We start from the raw sequence: 24626 nt of genomic DNA, 5'->3' as shown, positions 1-24626 counted from the left end.
GATCCCGCCACGTACCCGAAACGCCCTTGACCTGCGCCTGACCACCCAGCTTGCCCTCGGTGCCCACCTCCCGGGCCACCCGCGTCACCTCGTCGGCGAACGACGACAGCTGATCCACCATCGTGTTGACGGTGTTCTTCAACTCCAGGATCTCGCCCTGCGCGTCCACCGTGATCTTCTGGCTCAGGTCGCCCTTCGCGACGGCGGTGGAGACCTGGGAGATGTTGCGGACCTGGCTGGTCAGGTTGCCGGCGAGCTGGTTGACGTTCTCGGTGAGGTCCCGCCAGGTGCCGGAGACGCCGCGCACCTGGGCCTGGCCGCCCAGCTTGCCCTCGATACCGACCTCGCGGGCCACCCGCGTCACCTCGTCGGCGAACGACGACAGCTGATCCACCATCGTGTTGACGGTGTCCTTGAGCTCCAGTATCTCGCCCTGCGCGGCGACGGTGATCTTCTGGGACAGGTCGCCGCGGGCGACGGCGGTCGAGACCTGGGCGATGTTGCGCACCTGCGCGGTCAGGTTCGACGCCATCGAGTTGACGCTGTCGGTCAGGTCCTTCCAGGTGCCCGCGACGTTCGGCACCTCCGCCTGGCCGCCCAGCTTGCCTTCGGTGCCCACCTCCCGGGCCACCCGCGTCACCTGCTCGGCGAACAGGCGCAGCGTGTCGGTGAGCGAGTTGATCGTGTGCGCCAGCTCGGCGACCTCACCCTTGGCCGACACCGTGATCTTCTGCGACAGGTCGCCCCGGGAAACCGCCGTGGCCACCTGTGAGATCGACCGCACCTGGTACGTCAGGTTCGACGCCATGGTGTTCACCGAGTCGGTGAGGTCCTTCCAGGTGCCGGCGACCCCGCGCACGTCGGCCTGGCCGCCCAGCTCGCCCTCGGTGCCCACCTCGCGGGCGACGCGGGTCACCTCGTTGGAGAAGGACGACAGCTGGTCGACCATGGTGTTGACCGTGCGACCGATCCGCAGGTACTCGCCACGCAGCGGCCGGCCGTCGATCTCCAGGGCCATGTGCTGCGAGAGGTCGCCGTCGGCCACCGCCACGATCACCCGGGCGATCTCCGTCGTCGGGCGGCCCAGGTCGTCGATCAGCGAGTTGACGGCCCGCTGACCCTCCGCCCACGAGCCCTCCAGCCCCTCCTCGTCGAGGCGCTCGGTGAGCCGGCCGTCCCGGCCGACGATCCGGCTGATCCGGCGCAGGTCGAGGTGCTGCCGCTCCTGGAGCGCCACCACGTCGTTGAACGCGTCCGCCACCTCGCCGGCCACGCCCGCCCGGCGGGGCAGCCGGACCTTCAGGTCCCCGCCGCGCACCCGGCGCAACGCCTCCGCCAGCTCGCTGAGCATGGCGGCCTGCTCCGGCGCGGACGGGTCCGCGGCTGCCGAGTGTTTCGCCGTGGTCATCATTCCTCGCTCAGTTCGGGGGCCGCCAGCGCACCCGGGACATAACGGGCGCACGCCGGTGCGCCTGCCGGCACACTGGCCATCCCACCATTGTGCCCGCGTGGCCGTCGATGTCGCGCCGCCCGACCGCCGCCACGCCCGCCGGATCGATCCAGCCCACCGGTTCGGCTTGGCTTCGGGCGGGGCGGCGGTGGAGGATACGGAGGATGTCACCGGAGGCGGGGCCGGCGGGGATCGGCGGCCCGGACGAGCGCGTCCGGCGCGTACGGCTGCCCGCCGACCGCCGGACGCCGGCCGCCGCGCGCGCCCTGGTCCGGTCCGTGCTGGCCGCCGCCCGCCTCGACAGCCTGCTCAACGAGGCCCTGCTGCTGACCACCGAGCTCACCACCAACGCCGTCGAGCACGCCGGCACCGAACTGGACATCGAGGTCGTCGCGGACGACGTCGGGCTGACCGTCACCGTCTCCGACTTCGCCCCCGGGACGGTCGACGAGCTGAACGTCGGCGTCCGCAACGACAGCGCGGAGATCGGCGAGGTCTCGGAGCGGGGCCGGGGGCTGCTCCTGGTCGACCACTTCGCCAGCCGATGGGGCACCACGTACCTGCCCACCGGCAAGGGGGTGTGGTTCCGGCTGGACCGGCCGGACGCCGCGACCGCCGGGCAGCGGACCTCCACCCGGTCGGAGACCGGCGCCGCCCTGGGCCCGCCCGCCGCGACCGCCGGTGGGGGCGCGGCCCCGACCGAGCACCCCGGGCCGAGCGCCGGGGCGGTGAGCGAGCTGATGCAGAGCGCCCCCGAGCCGTACGCCGAGGATCCGCTGCCCGGCTTCGCCACCGACCTGCTCGCCCGGCTCGGTGAGATGGTCGGCGCGGCCGGCGGCGTGGTCCGCCTGGACCGGGGGGACGGGCAGGGCCGGCAGGTGCTGGCGCGCTACGGCCGCACCCCGCGCGAGGGCAACGAGCTGCTCCGGGTGCCGCTGGCGGTGCACCGGCCGTACGCCGGGGAGCTGGAGCTGGACGCCGCCCCCTCCACGTACGCGCAGCCACTCGCCGTGCTCACCGCCGAGCGGCTCTCGCTGCACCTGGAGAACGACCGGCTGCGCCGGGCCGACGTCCGCCGGCAGGCCTGGCTGACGTTCCTGGCCGAGGCGAGCGAACTGCTGGCCCAGTCCCTCGACGTCGAGCTGACCATGGCGCTGATCCCGCAGCTCGTGGTGCCCAGGCTCGGCCAGTGGTGCGCGGTGCACACCACCGACGAGTGGGGGCGGCTGCGGCTCGCGGCGGCCACCCACGCCGACGAGGCGGTGCTGCCGCAGCTGCACAAGGTGCTCCGGGAGACCGGGCCGGACTCGGTGCTGTCGCGGCTGCGCGAGGCGACCCGGATGGGGTCGCAGGTGCCGCTCGGCGGGCCGATGGAGGGCTTCGCCGTGCCACTGGTCGCGCGCGGCCAGCGGCTGGGCACCCTGGCGGTCGGCCGCCACCAGCGGCACCGGCACGACCCGGACGAGGTCGCCGTGCTGGAGGACGTCGCCCGGCGGGCCGCCCTGGCCATCGAGAACGCCCGCATCCACGCCGAACGTCGTCGGGTGGCGCAGACCCTCCAGCAGTCGCTGCTGCCGCCGGTGCTGCCCGTGGTCGAGGGCATCGGCTTCGCCGCCGAGTACGTCCCGACCGGCGACGACGCCGAGGTCGGCGGCGACTTCTACGACGTGCTGCCGCTGCCCGGTGGGCGGTGGCTCGTGGTGATCGGCGACGTCTCCGGCAAGGGGGTCGAGGCGGCGGCGGTCACCGGCCTGGTCCGGGACGTGATCCGGGTGCTGGTCACCGACGGCAAGCCACTGCCCGAGGTGCTGGGTCGGCTCAACGAGACGCTGGTCGAGCGGGGCAGCGGGCGGTACTGCACCCTGGCGCTGGCGGCGGTCGCGCCGGGCAGCGGCGACCAGCTCGACGTGTCCCTGCACCTGGCCGGCCACGACCGGCCGGTGCTGCTGCGCCCCGGCGGCGGGGCCGACTTCGTCGGCGCCGGCGGCACGGCCCTCGGCCTGCTGGACTCGATCGCCTCCCCGACCGCGGAGGTCCCGCTCGCCCCCGGCGAGGCGCTGGTCTTCTACACGGACGGGGTGACCGAGCGCCGCCGGGGCCGGGAGCTGTTCGGCGTCGAGCGGCTGCGCGAGTCGGCCGCCCCGCTGGCCGGGTACTCGGCCGACGTGGTCGCGGCCCGGCTGCGCTCCACCGCGATCGGATTCTCCGTCGAGGCACCCCGCGACGACATCGCGATCCTGGTCCTCCGCAACGACCGCCTCTGACCAACCACCCCACTCTCCCGCTCCCGCTCCCGCTCCTCCGACCCTCCCGAGGTCATCCCCCACCCGCAGGGCGGGACAAGATCCGCGCAAGTTCAGGGAAAGTGCGGCCACGCCGCGTAGCGAGGGGACAACTTCCCCGAAAGTGCGGCCTCGACGGCGGGGCCGGTCGGCGCTCCGCCGGGCAGCGCGTAGGCGTACGGGTTGATACGTTCCGGCTGTGTCGACGGTGGCGGGAAGCGCGCGTACCCCCTGGTCGGTGCGGCTGCTGACCGTGGCGCACCTGGCGTGCGCCGCAGCGTTCCTGGTGGTGGTGGCCCTCTATCTCGGCCTGATGACGGCCGAGCACGTCGGCCCGGCCGAGATGCGCACCGGCGCCTACGACCCGAAGGAACAAGTCCCGTTCGGGATGTCCGGGGTGAACCCCCTCGCGTGGCTGTACGTCCTGGTCGCGTTGCTGTACCTGGTCGGCTTCGTGCCCGGCGCTCGCGCTGGTCTCCGTGCCGCTGCTGGCCCGCGGGTGGCGCGCGCTGCCCCGACGGGCCCGGGTGCTGCTGCTGGCGGGGATCGTCAGCGCGGCGGCCCTGCCGCTGCTGCGCCTCGTCCCGGCCGTCGCCGACATGCACCGGTGGTGGCTGGACTGACTGTGCCGCGTCGGGCCGGATCCTGGTACGAACTGGCCCCTGGACGGGCCGACTCGCAACCAAGGCCGGGGCCCGGCCTGCGGGACCGACACGACGATGCCGGCCACGAGGCCCGCCGCCGGGCTCCTCACAGGCCCGCAGGGGACCGCCCAGGACGCGGCCGGACTCCTCACAGACCGCCGGGGAGGCGGCCGGGGGCCAGGCGCTGGTGGGGATCGAGGTGTGCCTTCGCCGCCCGCAGCCGGGGCAGCGCGGTCAGCTCGCCCCACAGGTCGACCGCCTGCCGCACCGGGGCGGGCGCCGCGACCACCACGCACCGGCCGTGCCGGGCGAGCAGCACCCCGCGCACGCCCGCGACGATGGACGCCACCCGCTCGGGGGGCAGGGAGCCGGGCAGGGCCGCGTGCACCACTCCCTGGCCGGCGGAGCCCCGGATCGGCACCGGGCCGCCGGCCGCGTCCCGCAGGGCGTACACCGCGGCGTGCAGGTCGGTGATCGGCACCTCGACGCGCAGCGCGGTCTCGCCGGGGCCGAACGGGTAGCGCCGCCACCACGGCGGGGCCGAGTGCTCGACGGTCGCCCCCTCGCCGAGCACCCCGAGCAGGCGTTCGGCCCGCTCGTGGACGTCGGCGGGGCCGCCCTCCACCAGCACCGCGAGGCTGCCCGCGCCGGCCAGGGCCGTCCTGCGTCGGAACATCGAGGGGTGGCGGGCGCGGGCGGCCGCCACCGGGTCGTCGGGGTGGACCTGCGGGTGCGCCCGGGTGGCCCGGGCCGGCAGGTCCAGCTCGACGGCCGCCGGGTCCAACCGGGCGGCGAGCACCGCCCGGACCAGGTCGTGCACCTCCAGCGGCGTCCACACCGGCCGGACGACCCAGAACCGGCTGGCCGGCACGGGCTGCACCCGCAGGGTCGCCGAGACCAACACCCCGAGCGCGCCCTGGGATCCGCAGAGCAGCCGGGCCAGCTCCAGGCCCCGCCGGCCGCCGCCGGCGCTGATCAGCTGGCCGTCGGCGTCCAGGTAACGCACGCCGACGAGCTGGTCGCAGGGGCCGCCGTGGCGGTGCCGCAGCGGGCCCGCCTCGTCGGTGGCGAGCACCCCGCCGACCGTCGCGCCGGGCGAGGGCGCGTCGAGGGCCAGCCGCTGGCCCGTACGCTCCAGCGTCGCCTGCACGGCCCGCAGCGGCGTGCCCGCCCCGACCTCGGCCACCGGGGCGCCCGGCTGCTCGTGGCCGATCCCCGCCAGCCGGCCGGTGTCGAGCAGGATGTCGACCTGCTCCGGCGCCGCGCCCCAGTCGATCTTCGTGCCGGCGCCCCGGGGCACCACGGTCAGGTCGTGGGCGGCGGCCAGCCGCAGCACCTGGGCCGCGGCCTCGGGGTCGCCGGGCACCGCCACCCACCGGGCCGGCCGGCCGGCGACCTCGTCGGCCGCGCCGGCGAACCGGGCGAAGGGCGGGCCGCAGATCTCGGTGAGTCGACGGGTGATGCTCATCGCGCCGGACCCGGACCAGTCGATCGAACTCGTTGCTGCCGCCATGCCGGTCATCGTACATGTGTTCGAACAGTCCGTCGGCGAGTTGCGCGAAACGGGTGGCGCGCGCGGCGGGCGGGAGCGCGCGGGCGGCCGGTAACCTGACCGGCGTGACCACCGAGACCACGCCGCCCGCCGCCAAGCGCGTCCCCACCGAGCGCATCCACCACGGCGACACGGTCGTCGACGAGTACGCCTGGCTGCACGCCAAGGACGACCCCGAGACGATCGCCTACCTCACCGCGGAGAACGCGTACACCGAGGCGCGGACGGCGCACCTGGAGGCGCTGCGCGAGACGCTGTTCGAGGAGACCCGCCGGCGCGTCCAGGAGACCGACCTGACGGTGCCGGTCCGCAAGGGCGGCCACTGGTACTACACGCGCACGGTCGAGGGCCAGCAGTACAGCGTGCACTGTCGACGCGCGGTCCGCGACGGCGAGACCGAGCCGCCGGTCAGTGTGGACGGCGCCCCGCTGGAGGGTGAGGAGGTGCTGCTCGACGGCAACCTGCTCGCCGAGGGCCACGACTTCTTCGCGCTGGGGACGTTCGACGTCAGCCCGGACGGGCGCTGGCTGGCGTACTCGACGGACCACGCCGGCGACGAGCGGTTCACCCTGCGGGTGAAGGACCTCTCCACCGGCGAGGTGCTGGCCGACGAGGTGCCCGACACCTTCTACGGCACCGCGTGGTCGGCCGACGCCTCCGTGCTCTTCTACGTCACGGTCGACGACGCCTGGCGGCCGAACCGGGTCTGGCGGCACCGGATCGGCGCGCCGGCCAGCGAGGACGTGGTGGTCCACCAGGAGGACGACGAGCGCTTCTGGGTCGGGGTCGAGCTGACCCGCTCGGAGAAGTTCATCCTCATCGACATCCACAGCAAGATCACCAGCGAGGTGCGGGTCATCCCGGCCGGCAACCCCACCGGCGAGCCGGCCCTGGTCGCCCCGCGCCGGCAGGGCGTCGAATACTCGGTGGAGCACCACGGGCACCGGTTCCTGATCCTGCACAACCACGAGGCCGAGGACTTCGCCCTGGCGTACACCTCGGCGGACGCGCCGGGCGACTGGGTCCCGCTGATCCCGCACACCCCCGGTACGCGGCTGGAGTCGGTCGACGCGTTCGCCGACCACCTGGTCGTCTCGCTGCGCACGAACGGGCTCACCGGCCTGCGGGTGCTGCCCATCGGCGGCGGCGACGGCCACGACATCGACTTCCCCGAGCCGATCTACAGCGTCGGGCTGCACACCAACCCGGAGTACCGGACCCGGCAGGTCCGGCTGCGCTACGCCTCGCTGGTCACCCCCGACTCGGTGTACGACTACGACCTCGTCACCCGCGAGCTGGTGCTGCGCCGCCGCAAGCCCGTCCTGCCCGGCCCGGACGGCCGCGAGTACGACCCGGCCGACTACGAGCAGCACCGCGAGTGGGCGCTCGCCGACGACGGCACCCGCGTGCCGATCTCGCTGGTCTGCCGGGCGGGCACGCCGCGCGACGGCTCCGCCCCCTGCGAGATCTACGGGTACGGCTCGTACGAGTCGAGCATGGACCCGTGGTTCTCGGTGGCCCGGCTGTCCCTGCTGGACCGCGGGGTGGTGTTCGCGGTCGCGCACATCCGGGGCGGCGGCGAGCTGGGCCGGCGCTGGTACGACCAGGGCAAGCTGCTGGCCAAGAAGAACACCTTCACCGACTTCGTCGCCTGCGCCCGGCACCTGGCCAAGTCCGGCTGGACCTCCCCGGACCGGCTGGTCGCCCGGGGCGCCTCGGCCGGCGGCCTGCTGATGGGCACGGTGGCGAACCTGGCCCCGGACGCGTTCGCCGGCATCGTCGCGCAGGTGCCCTTCGTGGACGCGCTCACCTCGATCCTCGACCCGTCGCTGCCGCTGACGGTCACCGAGTGGGAGGAGTGGGGCAACCCGCTGGCCGACCCGGAGGTGTACGCGTACATGAAGTCGTACACGCCGTACGAGAACGTGGCCGCGCTGGACTACCCGGCCATCCTCGCGGTGACCAGCCTGAACGACACCCGGGTGCTCTACCACGAGCCGGCGAAGTGGATCGCCCGGCTGCGCGCGGTGGCGCCGCAGGGCGACTACCTGCTCAAGACCGAGATGGGCGCCGGCCACGGCGGGCCCAGCGGCCGGTACGACTCCTGGCGCGAGGAGGCGTTCATCAACGCGTGGATCCTCGACCGCCTGGGGGTATGACGAGACGAAAGGCGGTGACGAGACGTCAGGCAGTGACGAGGTCGGCGAGCAGCGCCGGGTCGACGTTGCCGCCGGTCAGCACCGCGACCGTACGCCCGGCCGGCAGCTCGTCGGGGCGGAACAGCCGGGCGGCGGCGGCCACCGCGCCGCTCGGCTCGACCACCAGCCGGGCGTCGCGGGCGAGCCGGCCCACCGCCGCGCGGATCTCCTCCTCGGTCACCGTGACGATGCCGTCCAGCCGCTCCCGCAGGTGGGCGAGGGTCAGCTCGGACAGGCCCGCACGCAGGCCGTCCGCGCACGTACGGTAGGTGAGCGCGACGTCCCAGCCGACCAGCCGCCCGGCGGCGAGCGAGTCCCGGGCGTCGGCGGCGAGCAGCGGCTCCACGCCGATCACGGCGGTCGACAGGCGCAGCGCCTTGACCGCCGTGGCGACGCCGGAGGAGAGGCCGCCGCCGCCGACCGGGACCAGCACCACCTCGACCCCGGGCAGGTCGTCGAGGATCTCCAGGCCGATCGTGCCCTGGCCGGCGATGATCCGCCGGTCGTCGAACGGCGGCACCAGCTCCGCCCCGGTCTCGGCGGCCACCCGCTGCGCCTCGGCCAACCGCCGGGCGGGCGGCACGAGCAGCACCGTCGCGCCCAGCGCGCGGATCTGCGCGATCTTCACCTCCGGGGCGCCCTCCGGCACCACCACCGTGCACGAGATGCCGGCCGCGCGGGCCGCGTACGCGAGGGCCTGGCCGTGGTTGCCCGAGGAGTGGGTGACCACGCCCCGCTCCCGGCGGGCCGGGTCGAGGCGGGCGATCGCGTGGATGGCCCCGCGCAGCTTGAACGACCCGACCGGTTGCAGGTTCTCCGGCTTCAGCCACAACCCGTCGTCCCAGCGGGTACGCAGCAGCGGCGTACGCAGCACGGTCGGGGCGATGTCGGCGGCGGCGGCCCGGATGTCGTCGATCGGCACGAGGTCCATCGGGCTATCCTGCGACCTCTCGGTCCGTACGGGAAGGAACGGCCTCACCGTTGCGCGCCGACCAGCGCCGCCGCGTCACCGGTACGGATCATCCGCTGCCAGCGCAGCCGGTTGCCGATCACCGCCGTGACCACCGACTGCACCACGACCAGGTACATCACCTGGCGGTAGACGAGCTGCTGGAACGGCAGCGACCACAGCGGCCCGTAGCGTTCCCCGTCCAGCCACAGGGCGTACGCGGCGGTGAGCCCCTGGAGCAGCAGCAGCCCGACCCAGGCCAGGGCGAGTGCGCTCCACGGCAGGAAGAGCAGGCCGTAGACGGCGAACACGTCGACGGCCGGGGCGGCCAGCGGCAGCACGATCTGGAACACCGTCAGGTACGGCAGGCCGCGCCGGCCCAGCTTGCCGCCGGACCCCGGCTCGCGCAGCGCGTGCCGGTGCTTCCACATCGCCTGCATCGTCCCGTAGCACCAGCGGTAGCGCTGCCGCCAGAGCTGCCGCAGCGTCGACGGGGCCTCGGTCCAGGCGATGGCGCCCTCCTCGTACACCACCCGCCAGCCGGCCCGCAGCACCTTCATGGTCAGGTCGGTGTCCTCGGCGAGGGTGTCCGCCGGTACGCCGCCGACGGCGAGCAGCACCTCCCGGCGGAACGCGCCGATCGCGCCGGGGATCGTCGGCATGCACTCCAGCACGTCGTACATCCGGCGGTCGAGGTTGAAGCCGATGACGTACTCCAGGTGCTGCCACCGGCCGAGCAGACGGCGCCGGTTCGCGACCTTGGTGTTGCCGGAGATCGCGCCCACCGCCGGGTCGGCGAAGCCCTGCACGAGCCGGTGGATGGTGTCCGGCTGGAAGACGGTGTCCCCGTCCACCAGCACGAGCAGTTGCGCCCGGGCGGCCCGGATGCCGGTGTTCAGCGCGGCCGGCTTGCCGGCGTTGGCCTGCCGGATCACCCGTACGCCGCGCAGCCCCAGCCGTTCCACGATGCCGGCGGTGTCGTCGCTGGAACCGTCGTCGACGACGATCACCTCCAGCGCCGGGTACGCGCTGTCCACCAGCGACCGCACGGTGGCCGCGATGTTCGCCGCCTCGTTGTACGCGGGCACGATCACCGAGACCGGGGCGTTCACCACCGGCCGGTGCCCCCGGGGCCGGCGCACCCGCCGCACGTGGAGCTGGGCGCAGGCCACCTGCACGGCGAGCCGGGCGATCCCCAGCACCAGCGCGATGCCGAGCAGGGCGTTCATCGCGGTGGCGGCCCAGCCGGCACCCGTCTGGGTCCAGCGCAGGGCGGTGCCGCTGAGGCGGGTGGTGGCGTCGGCCGCCAGCATCGACGGCGGCGCGCCGATCCCCTCGGAGACGCCCGTGAACCGGTACCCCTGCTCGGTCAGATCGGTCAGGAGCCGGTCCAGCGCGGCGAGGGTCTGGCTGCGGTCCCCGCCGCCGTCGTGCATCAGCACGACCGCGCCCCGGCCCTTCTCGGGGGTGGCCGCCCGGACGATGGCGGCCACCCCGGGCCGCTGCCAGTCCTTGGTGTCCCGGTCGGCGAGGACCGCCACGTGACCGGTCCCGGCGGCGGCGCGCAGCGCGGCGTACTCCGGCGCGGTCAGCGCCGCCGGGACGGAGGAGAACGGCGGCCGGAGCAGGGTCACCTCGCGGCCGGTGGCCCCGGCGATGGCCTTGCGGGTGAGCGACAGTTCCAGGTCCTGCCGCCAGCCGGGGGCACTGCCCAGGTCGGCGTGGGTGAACGTGTGCGAGCCGAGCTCGTGCCCCTCGGCGAGGATCCGGCGGGTCAGTTCCGGGTGCTCGTTGACCCGGGCGCCGACGACGAAGAACGTGGCGTGCGCGCCGTGCCGGCGCAGCAGGTCGAGCACCTGGGGGGTCCAGCGCGGGTCGGGGCCGTCGTCGAAGGTGAGCGCGATGGTCCGCGCCGGCATGGTGCGGGTCACCGGCTTCGCGTCGTCCAGCCGCAGCACCGGCCCGCCGGAGGTGGCGGCGCGGTCGGCGGGCGCCGCCGGACCGGCGTCGGATCGCCCGGAGCCGCCGGCGAGGCCGGTCACCAGGCCGTTGACGGTGAGGGCCGCGAGCAGGACGGCCAGGCCGAGCAGGAGCAGCAGCCAGTGCGCCCGGGGATCGCGGCGGGCGATGTGTTTCGACACGGCTACCTCGGCTTACCGGGCGACCTGCTCGGTCGGGCGGTGTTGCGGTGCTCCTCGCCCTGGCCCGGCTCCGTGGGCCGGGCCGACGGCGCGGCCGTGTCGGTGCCCGTCGGGCGGGCGGTCGGGGTGGCCGTGCGGGTGGAGCCCGGGGCGGGCGCGGAGGTGCTGGGCGACGGGCTGGGGCTCTCGGTGCCGCCCATGCCGTCCAGGCCGGCCTCGATCGGCGGATGCCCCTTCTGGTCGCCCCAGCCGGGCAGCCGCACGGTCGAGTCGGTGAACAGGCCGGCGAGGATCAGACCGAGGCTGGCGAGCAGGCCGAGGCCCATCAGGGTGCCGACGATCACGGTGAGCCGACGACGCCGCCCGGTCCGGTCGACGAACACCGGCCGCCCGGCCGGTTGGTTCTGCATCTGCTGGTCTCCCGCTGGGGTGCCTGGGGCCGGCGGCCCCGGGGCCCGGTGCCGGGCTCCCGGGTTCAACAGCGTAGCGACCTCCCGGCGCGTTACGTTCCGGCGTCAGGCCGCGCAGCTCCTCCACCGCCCACTCCACGAATGGGGACAGCAGACCGCGGTGGCGCCGGGCACAGTCGGTCACCCGCCGAGCGCAATGGCACTACCCGGTGCTGCTGAGCCCGATCGAGGAGTTCTTGACGCCGTGCAGGAGAAGTGCGGTCACCGCCAGCGCGGCGCCGACCAGCGCCGAGGTCCCACTGATGCCGACGTTGTAGACCAGGTTGTGCTGCCACGAGATCACGTTCGGAGTGGTGAAGACGGCGAGCACAAAGAAGGCCGTCAACGATGCCATGACGGTGCTGAGAACCAACGCAAGCGCCAGAACCGCACCCACGACCAGCAGCCACGTCGCGTAGAAGCTGCGCGAGTCGACCGACGGATGCAGGACCGAGAGCGCGAAGAGTGGCGCCGAGCAGCTCACCAGCAGTATCCACGCCGACCAGAGAAGCTGCGGCACGAGCACGTTACGCGCTCGTACGGCCTCAAGGCTGGGAGCCTGGCTGGGCAGGCAACTGCTCAGTACTGCGGCGGGCACCAGCATGAAGATGACGCCCACGGTGTCCAGCGCCGCACTGCCCGGTGGTGCGAACTGCAGACCGAGCGCGGACATGCTGAACCGCGAAAAAAGACCGATCGCCAACCAGATCACGACCAGTCCGGCAACTGCTCGTACGCTGACGCCGCGCGCCTTCGCGAATGCCCGTACGAGGAACCACCACCGTGGTTGGGGACGGCCGCGCCTCATGTGGGGAGGCTCCCGCGGCAGTTCGCCAGATCCGCCTGGTGGCTGCGCAGGAATTCCTCGCGTTGCCCCTCGTCCATCTGCGCGAACGTCTCGCTGGCCTTCGACATGCCCGGATCCTCTGCGAGGATGGACTGGACCTTCAGCTCGCCTGGGAAGTTGGTGCCGTCGCGCGCAAGGTCCCTGACGCCAAGCCACCAGTCGTACAGCACGAACGCGGCTCGCGTCCCATCCGACCCCTTGGGCTGCCCCGCCGTGGGACCGTCACCCTGCAGGCAGGGCGCGAGAAATACGGAGAAACCGAAGCTGGCATCGAAACTGGCCCCGCCGATCCGATGTGCGGGTGAAGTCCTGCCATCGATCAGGGGGGCAGTAAGTATCCGCTGCGCAGAGGGCATGTTCCCTGAGTACCTTCGAGACAGTTCGAAGAGATCCGGGGCCGGCACGAACGTCACGCTCGACATGTCGATGCCTCGAAGCGCAGCCAGGTTTTCCCGGATCCGCCGCTGATACTCGGTACCCAGGTGGTCGTGCGCCCGGTCCACGCAGACCCTCGGCTGGCCCTCGATGCAGACCGCCTCGTACTCGCCTACGGCTTCGGTCCTCGCGCCTGCGGTCAGCAGCACCGCCGAACAGGCAAAGCCGGCGAGCAGCAGGAGCGAATAGGCGTGCCGTCCAGATCGCATGGTCCAGGCGATCAGCGCGCCACCCAACGCCGCCCAGAAGAGTGCCCTGCCGGCCAGGGTCTCCACCGGAATCCGCAAGTAGGTGCGGTCGACCTGGTCGGACATCGGAAAGTCCGTGAAGATCCCCTGCGAAACATAGACGTCGGCATACACGAGGAGCATGTAGATGACATATGGCGTGATTCCTGCGGCCAGCGGCGCCAGTCGCAACGGCACCACACGCCCCAACGCGGTCCCCACACCGACGCCGATCACGACGGCAGCCAGGGGGGTCGCGAGTTCGACCAGGTCGGCACTTCCATGAGTGGCCTTCGGTGCCGTCTTCGCGGTCACGAACCCGAGTACGGCGAGGTAGCCGAGAAGACTTCCCGCACCCACGGAAAGGAGTGCAGCCGCGTAGATCCGCGCCTGCGAACGGGCGGCGGCCTGCACAAGCGGGAGGTATCCGTGTCGACGAGGGGCCGCCACCACCCAGGCCGCGGCGGCCGCGGCGATGCAGGTGCCCCAGAGGGTCGCCCAGCCGACAACGGCGCTACTGCTCGCCCAGTTTCCTTCCCATCGTTCCGCTCTTCCCGCCACCAGGAAAATGCCCTGAGCGGCAGTAAGGGCAGCGACGGCCGCGGCTACCAGGAAATCCTGGTAGCCGAGTCTCCCTGGAGTGAAACTCCTCATGATGCGCCACTCACCACCTTGTGGAAGGCGGTGCGTAGCGCGGCCAGACTTGAGTCCTCGCCGCCCAGCAGCGACAACTCGGGCAGACTCCCCGACCACCGCACTGCACCCTGATCGATGATGACCACCCGACCGGCAAGGGCCTCGACATCTTCGAGAAGGTGGGTGGCTACGATGACGGTTTTGTGTTCCTTGAGGCGTTGCACCAATTGGTGGAACGTGTCTCGCTGCTCAGGATCCAGCCCGGCCGTCGGCTCGTCGAGGATCAGTACGGCCGGGTCGCCCGCCAGCGCCGCGGCCAGCCCCGCACGCCGCAACTGCCCACCCGAGAGCGAACCCAGGCTGCAACCGGCTCGGTCTCCGAGGTCCACGACCTGCAGTGCGAAATCGACCTTCTGCGGGATGGTCTTCGGCGGGGCCGCCTTGAGCCAGGCGGCATATGCGGCGAACTCGCGCACGGTCATCCGCGGCGGATAGCCGAAGTCCTGCGGTAGCCATCCGATGTTTCCCAGCAGACGCCGTCCGAGCCGGGTGGAACCGCCTGACAACTGCCCGTCCAGGAGAACCGTGCCAGCGGTGGGCGCCACGGCGCCCGCGAGGATCCTCAGGAGCGTTGTCTTGCCGGCGCCGTTGCGTCCGAGCAGGAGGTTGGCACCCGTGGCGAACTGGAGTGAGATGTCCGCCAGGACCGACCGGGCTCCGTAACGGAACCCCACACCTTTGACTTCAAGCACGCAAACCCTCTTTACAAAATCGGATCTGTGCCAAAAAGCTCATCAGGGCTTGTAGATGGTGGACAACCGCGAGCTATGAAGCCCGTGCATCGCGGCCACCGCCTGTCAGGTCGCCCGCAGTTCCTCCAAGGCCGTGCTGGCGCCCAGGAAGAACAGCCCGACCGCGACCGTGAGCGCCACCGCGAGCAGGGCGCCGCCGCCGACCAGCGCGAGCTGCTCGATCGGTACGGCCGGCATGACGTCACCGCCCCCGGCGCGCACCTCGCCCGTCAGGCTCCGCCCGAGCAGCAGTCCCACGGCCAGCGCGAGCAGCACCGCCGGCACCGCCGGGGCCAGTGCCTGCCAGGCGACCGACCGGCCCAGCACCGGCCGGGGCACGCCGGTGGCGACGAGCGCCGCGTACGCCCGGCGGCGGGCCACGATCCCCTCGACCAGGGCGACAAGCAGCCCGCCGGCGGCGATCGTCACGGCCACCGCGACCGCCAGGTCCACGAGGTTCATGGTGTCGAGGTAGAACCGGTTCGGCTCGCTGAGGTCGTCGGCCAGCCGGGACTCGGCGCGCAGGACGTCGTACCGGATCTGGAAGTTGGCCCGGAAGGCCGCCGCGCCGCCGCCGAACAGCACCGCGGCCAGCAGCGCGGCGAACGTCCGGCTGCCCGCCCACGGGTCGGCCATGAGCCGGCGGGCGGCCAGCAGCGCGGCCGGCCCCCGGGCGAGACGGTGCAGCCACCGGCCGGCGGTGTACGAGAACCAGCCGGCGGCGACCACCACCCCGATCGTCGGGGCGAGCCCGCCGACGACGAGCAGCGCCGGCGCGAGCAGCAGCGGCGGCTGGACGTGGCGCTCCTCGTACCACTGCATGACCGGGAAGAAGGCGGCGAGCGCGCCCACGCCGAGCGGAATGAGCACCGCGAACCAGGGGCGGGGCGGGCGGTCCCAGCGGGCCCGGCGGACCACGCCGAACGGGGTGGTGGTGACCCGGCGCAGCAGCAGCGCGGTGCCCACGGCCGCGACGGCGGGCAGCCCGAGCACCACCGCCGCCAGCGCGACGGGAGAGGGCAGCACGTCGGTGGGGAGGGGGAGCAGGCCGCGCTCGTCGGGCCGGTGCAGCAGTTCCCGGGCGGCCAGGTAGGCCGCCAGGGCGGCGGCGGTGCCGAGCAGGCTGGCCGCCCCGGTCTCCAGCGCGGCGATCCGGGTGACCTGCCCGGGGGTGGCCCCGGCCAGCCGCAGGGCGGCCAGCCGGCGGTCCCGCGCCGGGGCGCCGAGCCGGGCGCACTGCCCGGCCAGCGCCAGCACGGGGACGGCGAGGAGCAGCAGCGCGAACGCCGTCCCGCCGCGCAGCCCCGGCTCGCGCAGCAGCGCGTTGGCGTACTGGCTGGACTCGGCGCCGCCGGGCGGCTGCGGGATGGCGAGGACGGTCAGCGCGGCCAGCCCGGCGAGGGCGGCCAGGGCGGCGCTGAGCGCCGTCAGCACCACCCGAGCCGTGTCGGTGCGGGTGCCGGCGAGGGCGAGCCGGACGAGGGTCGCCGGCCTCACCGGTGACCGCCCGCCAGCGGCAGCCGTGGGCCGCCGGTCACCGACAGTCCCGTCCCGACGCCGCCGGTCGGCGGGCCCATCCCCGGTCCGCCCGCCGCGGGCGTGTCCAGCCCCAGGCCGGTGCCGTCGACGGTGCCGTCGCGCAGCGTCACCTCGCGGTCGGCGTACCCGGCGATCCGGGGCTCGTGGGTGACCAGCACGACCGACGTCCGCTGCTCGCGGGCCAGCCGGACCAGTTGGGTGAGCACCTGCTCCCCCGCGAGCGTGTCGAGCGCGCCCGTGGGCTCGTCGGCGAACAGCACCCGGGGCTCGGTGACCAGGGCCCGAGCGAGGGCGCAGCGCTGCTGCTGCCCGCCGGACATCTCGCCCGGCCGGACGTCGGCGACGTCCGGCACGCCCAGCCGGTCCAGCCAGGCGAGCGCCGCCGTCCGCGCCGCTCGCCGCCCCGTGCCGGCGAGCAACAGGGGAAGGGCGACGTTCTCCGCCGCGGTCAGCTCGGCGACGAGTTGGCCGAACTGGAACAGCACCCCGAACTCCGTACGCCGCAGCCGGGACCGGGCCGCCTCGGACCAGGTGTCGATCCGCTCACCGCGCCAGGTGACCTGCCCGGCGTCGGGGCGCAGGATGCCGGCCAGGCAGTGCAGCAGGGTGGACTTGCCGCAGCCGCTCGGGCCGGTGACGGCGACGATTTCCCCCTCGGCGACGTCGAGGGTGACCCCGCGCAGCGCGGGTGTCGGCCCGTACGCCTTGACCACGCCGCGAGCCTGAAGTTGCGTCACGAGTGCACCTCCCGGTGCCAGTCGACGACCCGCTCCAGGGTGGTGTGCAACCACCTCAGGTCCGCGTCGAGGTGGGCGATGGCGAAGTCGGCCGCCACGACGTCGTCGAGGGTGGCCGAGGGGTCCGTTTTGACCGCGGTCAGCTCGCGGAGCCGTTCGGTGTGCGCCCGGCGCTGGGCGATCAGGTACGCCCGGGCGCGGTCGGCGTCGGCGACCAGCAGCGCCACCACGACCTTGGCGAAGAGGCTGCTGGTGACGTACGGCAGGGGCGGCTCGACCTCCGCGAGCCAGGCGTCGAGCGCGTCCCGGCCGGCGCCCGTGAGCGCGTACGCCGTGCGGTCCGGCCCGCCGTCGCGGTCCTGGCCGGCGGGCGCCACCAGCCCGTCCCGCTGCAACCGGCCGAGCGTGGCGTAGACCTGCCCGAACGCCAGCGGACGGGCCCGGGGCAGCCGCCGGTCGTGGGCCCGTTTCAGCTCGTAGCCGTGCCGGCTGCCCTCGGCGAGCAGGGCGAGCAGCACGTGCGGGGTCGACACGACACCCACTATTCACTGAGTGAATAGCCGCGTCAAGCAGCTCCGCCGCCCGACCGGCGCACGCCCGCTGCCGCGCCGGTCCGGTAGGGCGGTGAGAAGGGGCCCTTACGCCGGAGGCGACCAGCCCGGGTGGCGGCCCATCCGGGCGAGCAACCGGTCGAGCGGCGTGGCATCCGGCGGGACGTCGACCGGCGCGCCGAAGGCGCCCATCTTCTGGCCGGTGTCGCCCATCGCGTCCATGAAGCCGTGCAGCGTGTCCATTGCGGCCGGCTCAGGGTCGTACGGCTGGCCGGTGGCCCGGGCCAGGTCCCACCCGTGCACGGTGAGGTCGACCAGCGCCATCGCGCCGACGGTCCGCTGCGGCAGCCCCATGCCGGGCGACACGCCCTCCTCGGCGGCCGGATCGGCCCACGCCTCGACGAGCCGCCCGGCCTCGGCGGCGAACCGCTCCCGCCAGCCGTCGGCCAGGTAGTCCGGCTTCTCCGACCAGTCCACCGCCTGCCGCGCGGCCAGCGACTGGAAGTTGACCATCACCTGGTAGATGTGGTTGAGCAGTTCCCGGACGGTGTACTCCACGCAGGGGGTCGGCAGGTCGAGCTGGTCGTCGGTGATCGCCCGGACCACGGCGACGGTACGCGGCGCCGCGGCCCCCAGCAGATCGCTAGTCTTCGTACCCATAAGGGCAGCGTACGAGGGCAGTCTTGAAGAAATGCGACACGAGCCGCGCGCGGACAACCGGGGCATTCTCGACCCCGCCCGGCTGCGGCGCGAGGTCCGCTTCCGGCGCCGCCTGCCGGCCGTCGCCCTGCGCCCGTACGTCGAGCACTACTGGCTGATCGACTGGGAGCTGGACGAGCCGTTCGAGCAGCGGGTGGTGCCCCACCCGGCCGTCAACGCGGTGTTCCAGCGCCACGGCGCCAACCCGGAGACCGCCGAGGTGGCGGGCGTCGGGCGGGAGCTGTTCCGGATCACCCTGACCGGCGCCGGCCGGGTCAGCGGCGTGCAGTTCCGCCCGGGCGCGTTCCGCCCGTTCTGGCGGCGGCCCGTCGCCGAGCTGACCGGCCGGCGCCGCCCGCTGCCGGCCGGCCTCGTCGCGGGCCGGCAGGCCTGCGCCGGTACGGACGACGAGCGCTGCGGCACCCTCGACGAACTGCTGCTCGCCTGGGATCCCCGGCCCGACCCGGCCGCGACGGAGGCGACGGCGCTGGCCGAGGAGATCCGCGTCGACCGGGGACTGCTGCGGGTCGACGACCTGGCCCGCCGGCACGATCTTTCGGTACGCCGGCTGCAACGCCTCTTCCTCGACCACGTGGGCGTCGGGCCGAAGTGGGTGATCCGCCGGTACCGGGTACAGGAGGCGATCGAGCAGGCCGCCGGCGGGCCGGTCGACTGGGCGCGGCTCGCCGCCGACCTGGGCTACGCCGACCAGGCCCACCTGGTCCGCGAGTTCACCGCCGCGACGGGGACGACCCCTGCCGCGTACGCCCGATCGCTCAGCGGCCGAACCGGTTGACGAAGGCCCGCCAGGCGGCCGGCCGGAAGGCCAGCACCGGCCCGCCCCGGTCCTTCGAGTCGCGTACGGCCACCACGCCCGGCAGGTTGCCCGCCACCTCGACGCAGTTGCCACCCGTACTGTTGCTGCGGCTGCTGGTGCGCCACCGGGCGCCCGTCAGGTCCACGCCGTCCACGCTCACGCCGGTCAGGTCCACGATTCCGCCTCCGTCATCCGCGCGATCAGCTCGATCGACTGCTGGTGGGGCAGCGCCTCACCGCGGATCGACTCCCAGACGGCGACGATCCGGCGCAGATCCTCGGGGCGGTCCGTCACCTTCCCGCCGAGCTGATCCTCCACATAGACGATATCCTCCCCGCGCGGCGGCGTGGCGATCACGAACGGACCGTCGAGCCCCGCGTAGGCGCCCACGGCGAGCGGCACCACGTGGATGCGCACCCGGGGCAGCGACTCCCCGACCTTGACCAGGTGCCGCGCCTGCTCCCGCATCAACTCCGGGCTGCCGACCGTGCGGCGCAGCACCGACTCGTCGAGCACCACGGTCAGCGTCGGCGGGTGCTCCCGGGTCAGGATCTCCTGCCGCTCCAGCCGGGCGGCCACCTGCCGCTCGACCTCCTCGGCCGAGAGCAGTCCGGGCGCGGCGATGACCGCGCGGGCGTACGCCTCGGTCTGGAGCAGGCCCGGGACGTAGAGCGGCTCGTACCCGCGCAGCGCGACCGCCTCGTCCTCGATCCCGGCGTACTCGCGGAAGTACGGCACCACCGACTCGCGGCTGATCCGGCGCTGGATGCGCGCGAGGCGGCCCTCCGTGCCGAGCACGGTGTCGCAGTGCCGGGCGAAGTCGGCACTCGGCCGGCGGTCCCCCTGCTCGATCTTGGCGACCAGCGCGGCCGAGTAGCTGACCGCCTCGGCCAGGGCCGCCTGGGACAGCCCGGTGACCGCCCGGGCCAGCCGCAACTCCTCGGCGAAGTGCTCGAGCATGGGCGACAGCTCCACGGACAGCCTCCGTACCGGATCGGGACCTGCGGAATCGACGGCCTCGACGCGTCGGCGACGCACGCGACGGCCGCGCCCACGGTAACCGCCCGATGAGCACGGTGTGAACCATGCGAACCCGCGTGTCAGGAAGGGCTTTTACCCCTTACCGGCGGCGGACGGCGACGACCGCGACGTCGTCCTGGATCTCCGTGGGGGCCAGGTCGACCACCAGCCGCCGGCAGAACGCGTCCAGGTCCTCGTCCACCCGCTCGGCGCAGCGGGCCAGCGCGGCCAGCCCCTCGTCGATCGTGGCGTCCCGGCGCTCGATCAGCCCGTCGGTGTAGAACACCAGCGTCGCCCCGGCCGGCAGGAAGAACTCCAGGTCGGCGGGGCGCTCGGCGCGGACCCCGAGCAGCGGCGCGGCGTGCCGGACGTACTCCACCGCGCCGTCCCGGATCAGCAGCGGCGGCAGGTGCCCGGCGCTGGCCAGCCGGATCCGGCCGGTGCCGGGGTGCAGCAGCAGCACGCAGACTGTGGCCAGTTCGCCCGGCAGCAGGGCCCGCATCAGCTCGTCGACCCGGTCCAGGATCACCCCGGGCTGGTGGCCCTCGATCGCGTACGCCCGCACGGCGTGCCGCAGCTCGGCCATCACCGTCGCGGCGTGCAACGAGTGGCCGGCGACGTCGCCGATCGCCACCAGCAGCTCGTCGCCGAGCATCACCAGCTCGTAGAAGTCCCCGCCCACCTCGGTCTGGGCGCTCGCCGGCTCGTACCGGACGGCGAGGTCCAGCCCGGCCACCTGCGGCAGCCGACGGGGCAGCAGGCTGCGTTGCAGCGTCACCGCGATCCGGTGCTCCTCGTGCAGCGACCGCTGCGCCTCCACCGCCGCAGCCAGGGCCTGGGCGAGCTGGCGCACCACCGGCGCCTCCTCCACCAGCGCCCGGGGCGGCACCGCCACGTAGATCGGGGGGCGGTCGGCGCGCGGCCGGGCCACGCCGACCGCCAACTCCTTCTCCCCCTCCCAGTCGTGCATCGGCCACTCGGCCGGGTCCACCCCCTCACGCAGGGTCGACCCGATCGGGGCGTCGTCCTCCTCCAGTGGCCAGGGACGCAGCACCGGGACCGCACCCGGGCCGCTGATCGTCGCGGCGAGGGACATGCCGTCGATCGTCTCGGCCAGCACCACGGCCGGGGTGCCGAACATGTCGGCGGCACCGGCCGCCGCGGCGGTCATCAGCTGCGGAAAGTTCGGCGCCGAGTTGACCGCCAGGGTGGTCTGCGCAAGTCTGGTGAGCCGGTCGGCGAGCAGCTCGGCCCGCTGCCGGGCCTGGTAGTAGCGCAGCACCGCCCGGACCGTGGCGACCAGTTCCTCCGGCTCGATCGGCTCGGCCAGGTACGCGTCCGCGCCCCGGGTCAGGCCCTGGGCGCGGTCCGCCACGCCGACGGCGCGCGCGGAGACGTGGATCACCGGTGTCGCCGGGTGGTCCGTCTTGATCCGCTCGCAGACCTCGAACCCCGTCATGTCGGGCAGCCGAACGTCGAGCACGACCAGGTCGATCGGGTCCACAGCGATCCGGGCCAACGCCTCGGCGCCGGTCTCCGCCTCCAGCGTCGCGAACCCCGCCTGGCTGAGCCAGCTCACCAGCACGTACCGCCTGGCGCTGCTGTCGTTGACCACCAGCACGGTCGCCAGGCCGTGCACCACGTCACGCACCGCACGCCGGCAGGGCGACCGTGACAGTGCCGCCCGAGCCCGGCTCGCCGGCCAGCTTCCGGGTGCCGCCGAGCCGGCGCTTCTCCTCCGTACTCAAGGCCACGGCAAACCCCCTCCGGCCTGGATCGGGCGGACTCTACCACCGGGCACCGGCCAACTACTTGCCGCACTGCAACGGAATGGCGTCGAGCGCCCACACCCGCGCCAGTTCTGCGGCGCACCCCCGTTGTGGGATACGGTTTCCACCGATAACAGGAGGTCGAATGTCCCTGACGGTGCACACGGAACAGCGCGGCGACGTGGTCGTCGTGTCGGTCGCGGGCGAGCTGGACATGGCGACGGCACCGCAGCTCCAGGACCAGATCACGGATCTGCTCGACAAGGGCCGCAGCCGCCTCGTCTTCGACCTGTCGGACGTCTCGTTCTGTGACTCGACCGGGCTGTCCGTGTTCGTGCGGGCCAAGAACAGCTGCGACGAGGCCGGCGGCGTGGTCCGGCTGGCCGCCCCGCAGCGCGGGGTGCTGCGCATCCTGGAGGTCAGCGGGCTGGTCGAGGTGCTGCACACGTACCCGACGGTCGAGCAGGCCGTCGCCGGCGACCCCACGCCCGCCTCCTCCTGAGCCGTCCTCAGCGCTCGTCCTCGATGGCCGTCCTCAGCGCTCGTCCTCGATGAATCGGGGACGGGCGATGACCAGGCCCGCGGCCGTCTGCACGGCGAGGGCGACGAGTAGGAACCCGATCGGGGCGGTCCAGCCGCCGGTGGCCTCGTAGAGGACGCCGACGAGCAGCGGGCCGAGCGCCGCGATCAGGTATCCGGTGCTCTGCGCGAAGGCCGACAGCGCGACCGTCCCCTCCGCCGTCCGGGCGCGCAGCCCGATGGTGGTCAGGATCAGCGGGAACGCGCCCTGGCCGAGGGCGAGCAGGCCGACCCAGAGCAGCGCCGCGCCGTGCGGCGCGACCGCCAGCCCGAGGTAGGCCGCCGTGGAGACGACGGTCAGCCCGAGCACGAGCGGGCGCAGCGTGCGCATCCGGCCGGCGAGCGCCGGCATCAGCAGCGCCACCGGCACGCCGAGGGCGGTCACCCCGGCGAGCAGCAGCCCGGCCGTCTGCGGGTGGAAGTCGGCGTCCCGGAAGAGCTGGGCCAGCCAGCCCATGATCGCGTACCCGCTCAGCGACTGCGCGCCGAAGTAGACCGCCATCGCCCAGCCGAGCCGGGTCCGCCCCGGCCGGACGCGGGCCGGCGCGGCGGCCTCCGTCCGGGTTCCGCCCCGCCGCGCGGCGCGGGCCCGCAGCGCCAGCGGCACCCACGGCAGTACGGCCAGCGCGGCCAGCGCGGCCCAGACCCCGAGCCCGGCCCGCCACGAGCCGAACGCGTGCGCCACCGGCACCGCCGACGCGGCGGCCACCGACGTCCCCAGCGTCAGAGCCATCGTGTACGCCCCGGTGACCAGCCCGGTGCGATGCGGGAAGTACTGCTTGACCAGCATCGGCAGCAGGATGTTCGCCACCGCGATGCCGGCCAGCGCGAGCGCGCTGGCGACCAGGAAGACCGGCGCCGAGCCGGTGAGCACCCGCAGCACCTGCCCGGCGGCCAGCGCCAGCATGGCGACCACCAGCACCCGGGCCGGGGCGACCCGGCGGACCAGCCACGGGGTCAGCGCGCCCAGGCCGGCGAACGCGATCGTCGGCAGGGTGGTGACGAACCCGGCCATCGCGCCGGACAGCCCCAGCCCGGTGCGCACCTCGTCGAGCAGGGCACCGAGGCTGGTGACGGCGGCGCGCAGGTTCACCGCGACCAGCAGCATGCCGACCAGCACGAGCAGGCCGGCCCGCGCCGGCCCCGCCTTCGCCGCGGCGGCGTCCGCCGCCGTCTCCGTCGACGCTGCTCCTGTCGAGGCGTCGTCTGTCGACCCGGCATCCGTCGAGGCGGTTTCTGTCGAGGCGGCTCCTGTGGGGGCTGCCCCGAGGGCCGGGCCGGGAGCGACGCCGACGGCGTGCGCGGGACGGTCGGTGGCGGCGGGCGCGGGACGATCGGTGGCGGTGGCGGGCTCCGCGAGGGCGGTCGGTGGCGGGGTCATGACCTCGAACCTACAATCATGGGATGAATTTCGGGCAGGGGATGTAACCAGTGACACCGTCTGTGGATTCCGTGGGTTCCGTCCCCGTGCCGCCCCGCGGTCACCGGGTCCGGCAGACCATCGAGCAGCTCCGAACCCGCATCCTCGGCGGCGAGTGGCCCGTCGGCGGGCGCATCCCGACCGAGCCGCAGCTCGTCGCCGCGCTCGGCGTCGGGCGCAACACGGTCCGGGAGGCGGTGCGCGCCCTAGTGCACGCCGGGGTGCTGGAGTGCCGTCAGGGCTCCGGGACGTACGTGGTGTCCACCGACGAGCTGGCCCCCGTGGTGGCCCGCCGGCTCACCGACGACCGGATGGCCGAGGTGACCGAGGTCCGCCGCGCGTTCGAGGTGGAGGCGGCCCGGCTGGCGGCGCTGCGGCGTACGCCCGAGGACCTGGCGGCGCTCGACGCCGCCCTCGACGCGCGGGAGGCCGCCTGGCGCACCGGCCGGGTCGACGAGTTCGTGGAGGCCGACGCGGCGCTGCACACGGCCGTGGTGGCCGCCGCGCACAACGGCATGCTCGCCGAGCTGTACGCCTCGGTCGGCGCGGCGCTGCGCTGCACGGTCGCGCAGGCGATGGGCGACGCGCTGGAGCCCGAGCGGTACATCGACCACGCCCGGCTGGTCGCCGCGATCCGGGCCGGCGACCCGGCCGGGGCGGCCCGGGAGGCCGCTGCTTTTCTGGAGTCGGTTCCCGGGGCCAAAGACTGCTTCGTGTCCCATCATTGATTCTCATCTTTCATATGGGATCATCGGTGGGTGAAGTTATCCGAGTGGGCGCGTCGGAACGGTGTGCACTACCAGACTGCGTGGTCATGGGCGAAGAACGGGCGGATGCCCGTGCCAGTGGTGAAGACCGACACCGGCCGATACCTCGTCCTCGAACCGGCCGCGG

23 protein-coding genes are annotated in these 24626 nt (G+C 73.8%); 7 read left to right on the top strand and 16 right to left on the bottom strand.

Going from position 1 to position 24626, the window contains the following annotated elements:
* The coding region (locus ABGB16_RS28870) for a HAMP domain-containing protein (protein ID WP_347671247.1) at positions 1 to 1408 on the bottom strand (1408 nt) is incomplete at its 3' end.
* 206 nt (positions 1409 to 1614) lie between these two features.
* Here ABGB16_RS28870 and ABGB16_RS28865 point away from each other — a divergent pair.
* Together ABGB16_RS28865 and ABGB16_RS28860 are read left to right on the top strand one after the other, a co-directional pair.
* Complete coding sequence (locus ABGB16_RS28865) at positions 1615 to 3714, top strand: SpoIIE family protein phosphatase (protein WP_347671246.1); 2100 nt, start codon at positions 1615 to 1617, stop codon at positions 3712 to 3714.
* A gap of 497 nt (positions 3715 to 4211) precedes the next feature.
* Entirely contained in the window at positions 4212 to 4355 is a 144-nt protein-coding gene (locus ABGB16_RS28860; protein WP_347671245.1) for a hypothetical protein, read from the top strand.
* A 169-nt stretch (positions 4356 to 4524) separates the two neighbouring features.
* Here ABGB16_RS28860 and ABGB16_RS28855 read toward each other — a convergent pair whose 3' ends face one another.
* Complete coding sequence (locus tag ABGB16_RS28855; RefSeq protein WP_347671244.1) at positions 4525 to 5844, bottom strand: FAD-binding oxidoreductase; 1320 nt, start codon at positions 5842 to 5844, stop codon at positions 4525 to 4527.
* On the opposite strand from ABGB16_RS28855, the gene ABGB16_RS28850 reads away from it, so the two are divergent.
* Positions 5834 to 5983, top strand: coding sequence for a hypothetical protein (locus ABGB16_RS28850; RefSeq protein WP_347671243.1), 150 nt, complete (start codon positions 5834 to 5836; stop codon positions 5981 to 5983). The two genes, ABGB16_RS28855 and ABGB16_RS28850, sit on opposite strands and share 11 nt — an antisense overlap.
* A gap of 10 nt (positions 5984 to 5993) precedes the next feature.
* Positions 5994 to 8087, top strand: coding sequence for a S9 family peptidase (locus ABGB16_RS28845; RefSeq protein ID WP_347671242.1), 2094 nt, complete (start codon positions 5994 to 5996; stop codon positions 8085 to 8087).
* Between the two features lie 25 nt (positions 8088 to 8112).
* On the opposite strand, the gene ABGB16_RS28840 is transcribed toward ABGB16_RS28845, so the two are convergent.
* From ABGB16_RS28840 to ABGB16_RS28795, 10 genes are all read right to left on the bottom strand, one after another.
* On the bottom strand, positions 8113 to 9057 hold the full coding sequence (locus ABGB16_RS28840) for a pyridoxal-phosphate dependent enzyme (RefSeq protein ID WP_347671241.1): 945 nt from the start codon (positions 9055 to 9057) through the stop codon (positions 8113 to 8115).
* A gap of 44 nt (positions 9058 to 9101) precedes the next feature.
* A complete protein-coding gene (locus ABGB16_RS28835; protein ID WP_347671240.1) occupies positions 9102 to 11216 on the bottom strand; it encodes a bifunctional polysaccharide deacetylase/glycosyltransferase family 2 protein in 2115 nt (704 codons plus the stop codon).
* A gap of 2 nt (positions 11217 to 11218) precedes the next feature.
* A complete protein-coding gene (locus ABGB16_RS28830; RefSeq protein WP_347671239.1) occupies positions 11219 to 11626 on the bottom strand; it encodes a hypothetical protein in 408 nt (135 codons plus the stop codon).
* 202 nt (positions 11627 to 11828) lie between these two features.
* Positions 11829 to 12377 carry a hypothetical protein gene (locus tag ABGB16_RS28825; RefSeq protein WP_347671238.1) on the bottom strand — a complete coding sequence of 183 codons (549 nt, stop codon included), beginning with the start codon at positions 12375 to 12377 and terminating at the stop codon, positions 11829 to 11831.
* A 92-nt stretch (positions 12378 to 12469) separates the two neighbouring features.
* Positions 12470 to 13828 (bottom strand): hypothetical protein, encoded by a 1359-nt coding sequence (locus ABGB16_RS28820; RefSeq protein ID WP_347671237.1) that lies wholly within the window; start codon positions 13826 to 13828, stop codon positions 12470 to 12472.
* Positions 13825 to 14562, bottom strand: a complete 738-nt coding sequence (locus ABGB16_RS28815; protein ID WP_347671236.1) for an ATP-binding cassette domain-containing protein — start codon at positions 14560 to 14562, stop codon at positions 13825 to 13827. The genes ABGB16_RS28820 and ABGB16_RS28815 overlap by 4 nt, the downstream gene beginning before the upstream one ends.
* Before the next feature lie 105 nt (positions 14563 to 14667).
* Positions 14668 to 16098: an FtsX-like permease family protein gene (locus ABGB16_RS28810; RefSeq protein WP_347671235.1), complete on the bottom strand. Its 1431-nt coding sequence runs from the start codon at positions 16096 to 16098 to the stop codon at positions 14668 to 14670.
* The gene (locus ABGB16_RS28805; RefSeq protein ID WP_347671234.1) at positions 16095 to 16877 is read right to left on the bottom strand and encodes an ABC transporter ATP-binding protein; all 783 of its coding nucleotides are present in this window, start codon (positions 16875 to 16877) and stop codon (positions 16095 to 16097) included. Before ABGB16_RS28805 ends, ABGB16_RS28810 begins: the two co-directional genes overlap by 4 nt.
* Positions 16874 to 17410 carry a PadR family transcriptional regulator gene (locus tag ABGB16_RS28800; RefSeq protein WP_347671233.1) on the bottom strand — a complete coding sequence of 179 codons (537 nt, stop codon included), beginning with the start codon at positions 17408 to 17410 and terminating at the stop codon, positions 16874 to 16876. The genes ABGB16_RS28805 and ABGB16_RS28800 overlap by 4 nt, the downstream gene beginning before the upstream one ends.
* 105 nt (positions 17411 to 17515) lie before the next feature.
* Positions 17516 to 18088, bottom strand: a complete 573-nt coding sequence (locus ABGB16_RS28795) for a TIGR03086 family metal-binding protein (RefSeq protein WP_347671232.1) — start codon at positions 18086 to 18088, stop codon at positions 17516 to 17518.
* A gap of 31 nt (positions 18089 to 18119) precedes the next feature.
* Between ABGB16_RS28795 and ABGB16_RS28790 the strand changes: the two genes are divergently transcribed.
* A complete protein-coding gene (locus ABGB16_RS28790) occupies positions 18120 to 18923 on the top strand; it encodes an AraC family transcriptional regulator (protein WP_347671231.1) in 804 nt (267 codons plus the stop codon).
* On the opposite strand, the gene ABGB16_RS28785 is transcribed toward ABGB16_RS28790, so the two are convergent.
* The 3 genes from ABGB16_RS28785 to ABGB16_RS28775 all read right to left on the bottom strand — a co-directional run bounded on the left by ABGB16_RS28785 (position 18904) and on the right by ABGB16_RS28775 (position 21615).
* Positions 18904 to 19089, bottom strand: coding sequence for a DUF397 domain-containing protein (locus tag ABGB16_RS28785; RefSeq protein WP_347671248.1), 186 nt, complete (start codon positions 19087 to 19089; stop codon positions 18904 to 18906). The genes ABGB16_RS28790 and ABGB16_RS28785 overlap by 20 nt on opposite strands.
* 20 nt (positions 19090 to 19109) lie before the next feature.
* Positions 19110 to 19919 (bottom strand): helix-turn-helix transcriptional regulator, encoded by an 810-nt coding sequence (locus ABGB16_RS28780; protein WP_347671230.1) that lies wholly within the window; start codon positions 19917 to 19919, stop codon positions 19110 to 19112.
* Positions 19920 to 20064: 145 nt separating this feature from the next.
* A complete protein-coding gene (locus ABGB16_RS28775) occupies positions 20065 to 21615 on the bottom strand; it encodes a SpoIIE family protein phosphatase (RefSeq protein ID WP_347671229.1) in 1551 nt (516 codons plus the stop codon).
* A 263-nt stretch (positions 21616 to 21878) separates the two neighbouring features.
* Between ABGB16_RS28775 and ABGB16_RS28770 the strand changes: the two genes are divergently transcribed.
* On the top strand, positions 21879 to 22235 hold the full coding sequence (locus ABGB16_RS28770) for an STAS domain-containing protein (RefSeq protein ID WP_093403921.1): 357 nt from the start codon (positions 21879 to 21881) through the stop codon (positions 22233 to 22235).
* Positions 22236 to 22268: 33 nt separating this feature from the next.
* Here ABGB16_RS28770 and ABGB16_RS28765 read toward each other — a convergent pair whose 3' ends face one another.
* Positions 22269 to 23693, bottom strand: a complete 1425-nt coding sequence (locus tag ABGB16_RS28765; protein ID WP_347671228.1) for an MFS transporter — start codon at positions 23691 to 23693, stop codon at positions 22269 to 22271.
* 50 nt (positions 23694 to 23743) lie between these two features.
* Here ABGB16_RS28765 and ABGB16_RS28760 point away from each other — a divergent pair, with 50 nt between their 5' ends.
* Complete coding sequence (locus ABGB16_RS28760; protein WP_347671227.1) at positions 23744 to 24460, top strand: FCD domain-containing protein; 717 nt, start codon at positions 23744 to 23746, stop codon at positions 24458 to 24460.
* Positions 24461 to 24626 lie beyond the last annotated feature (166 nt).

Source organism: Micromonospora sp. B11E3, from assembly GCF_039871625.1.
Taxonomy (GTDB): domain Bacteria; phylum Actinomycetota; class Actinomycetes; order Mycobacteriales; family Micromonosporaceae; genus Micromonospora.
This window is presented reverse-complemented; position numbering and strand designations above follow the sequence as displayed.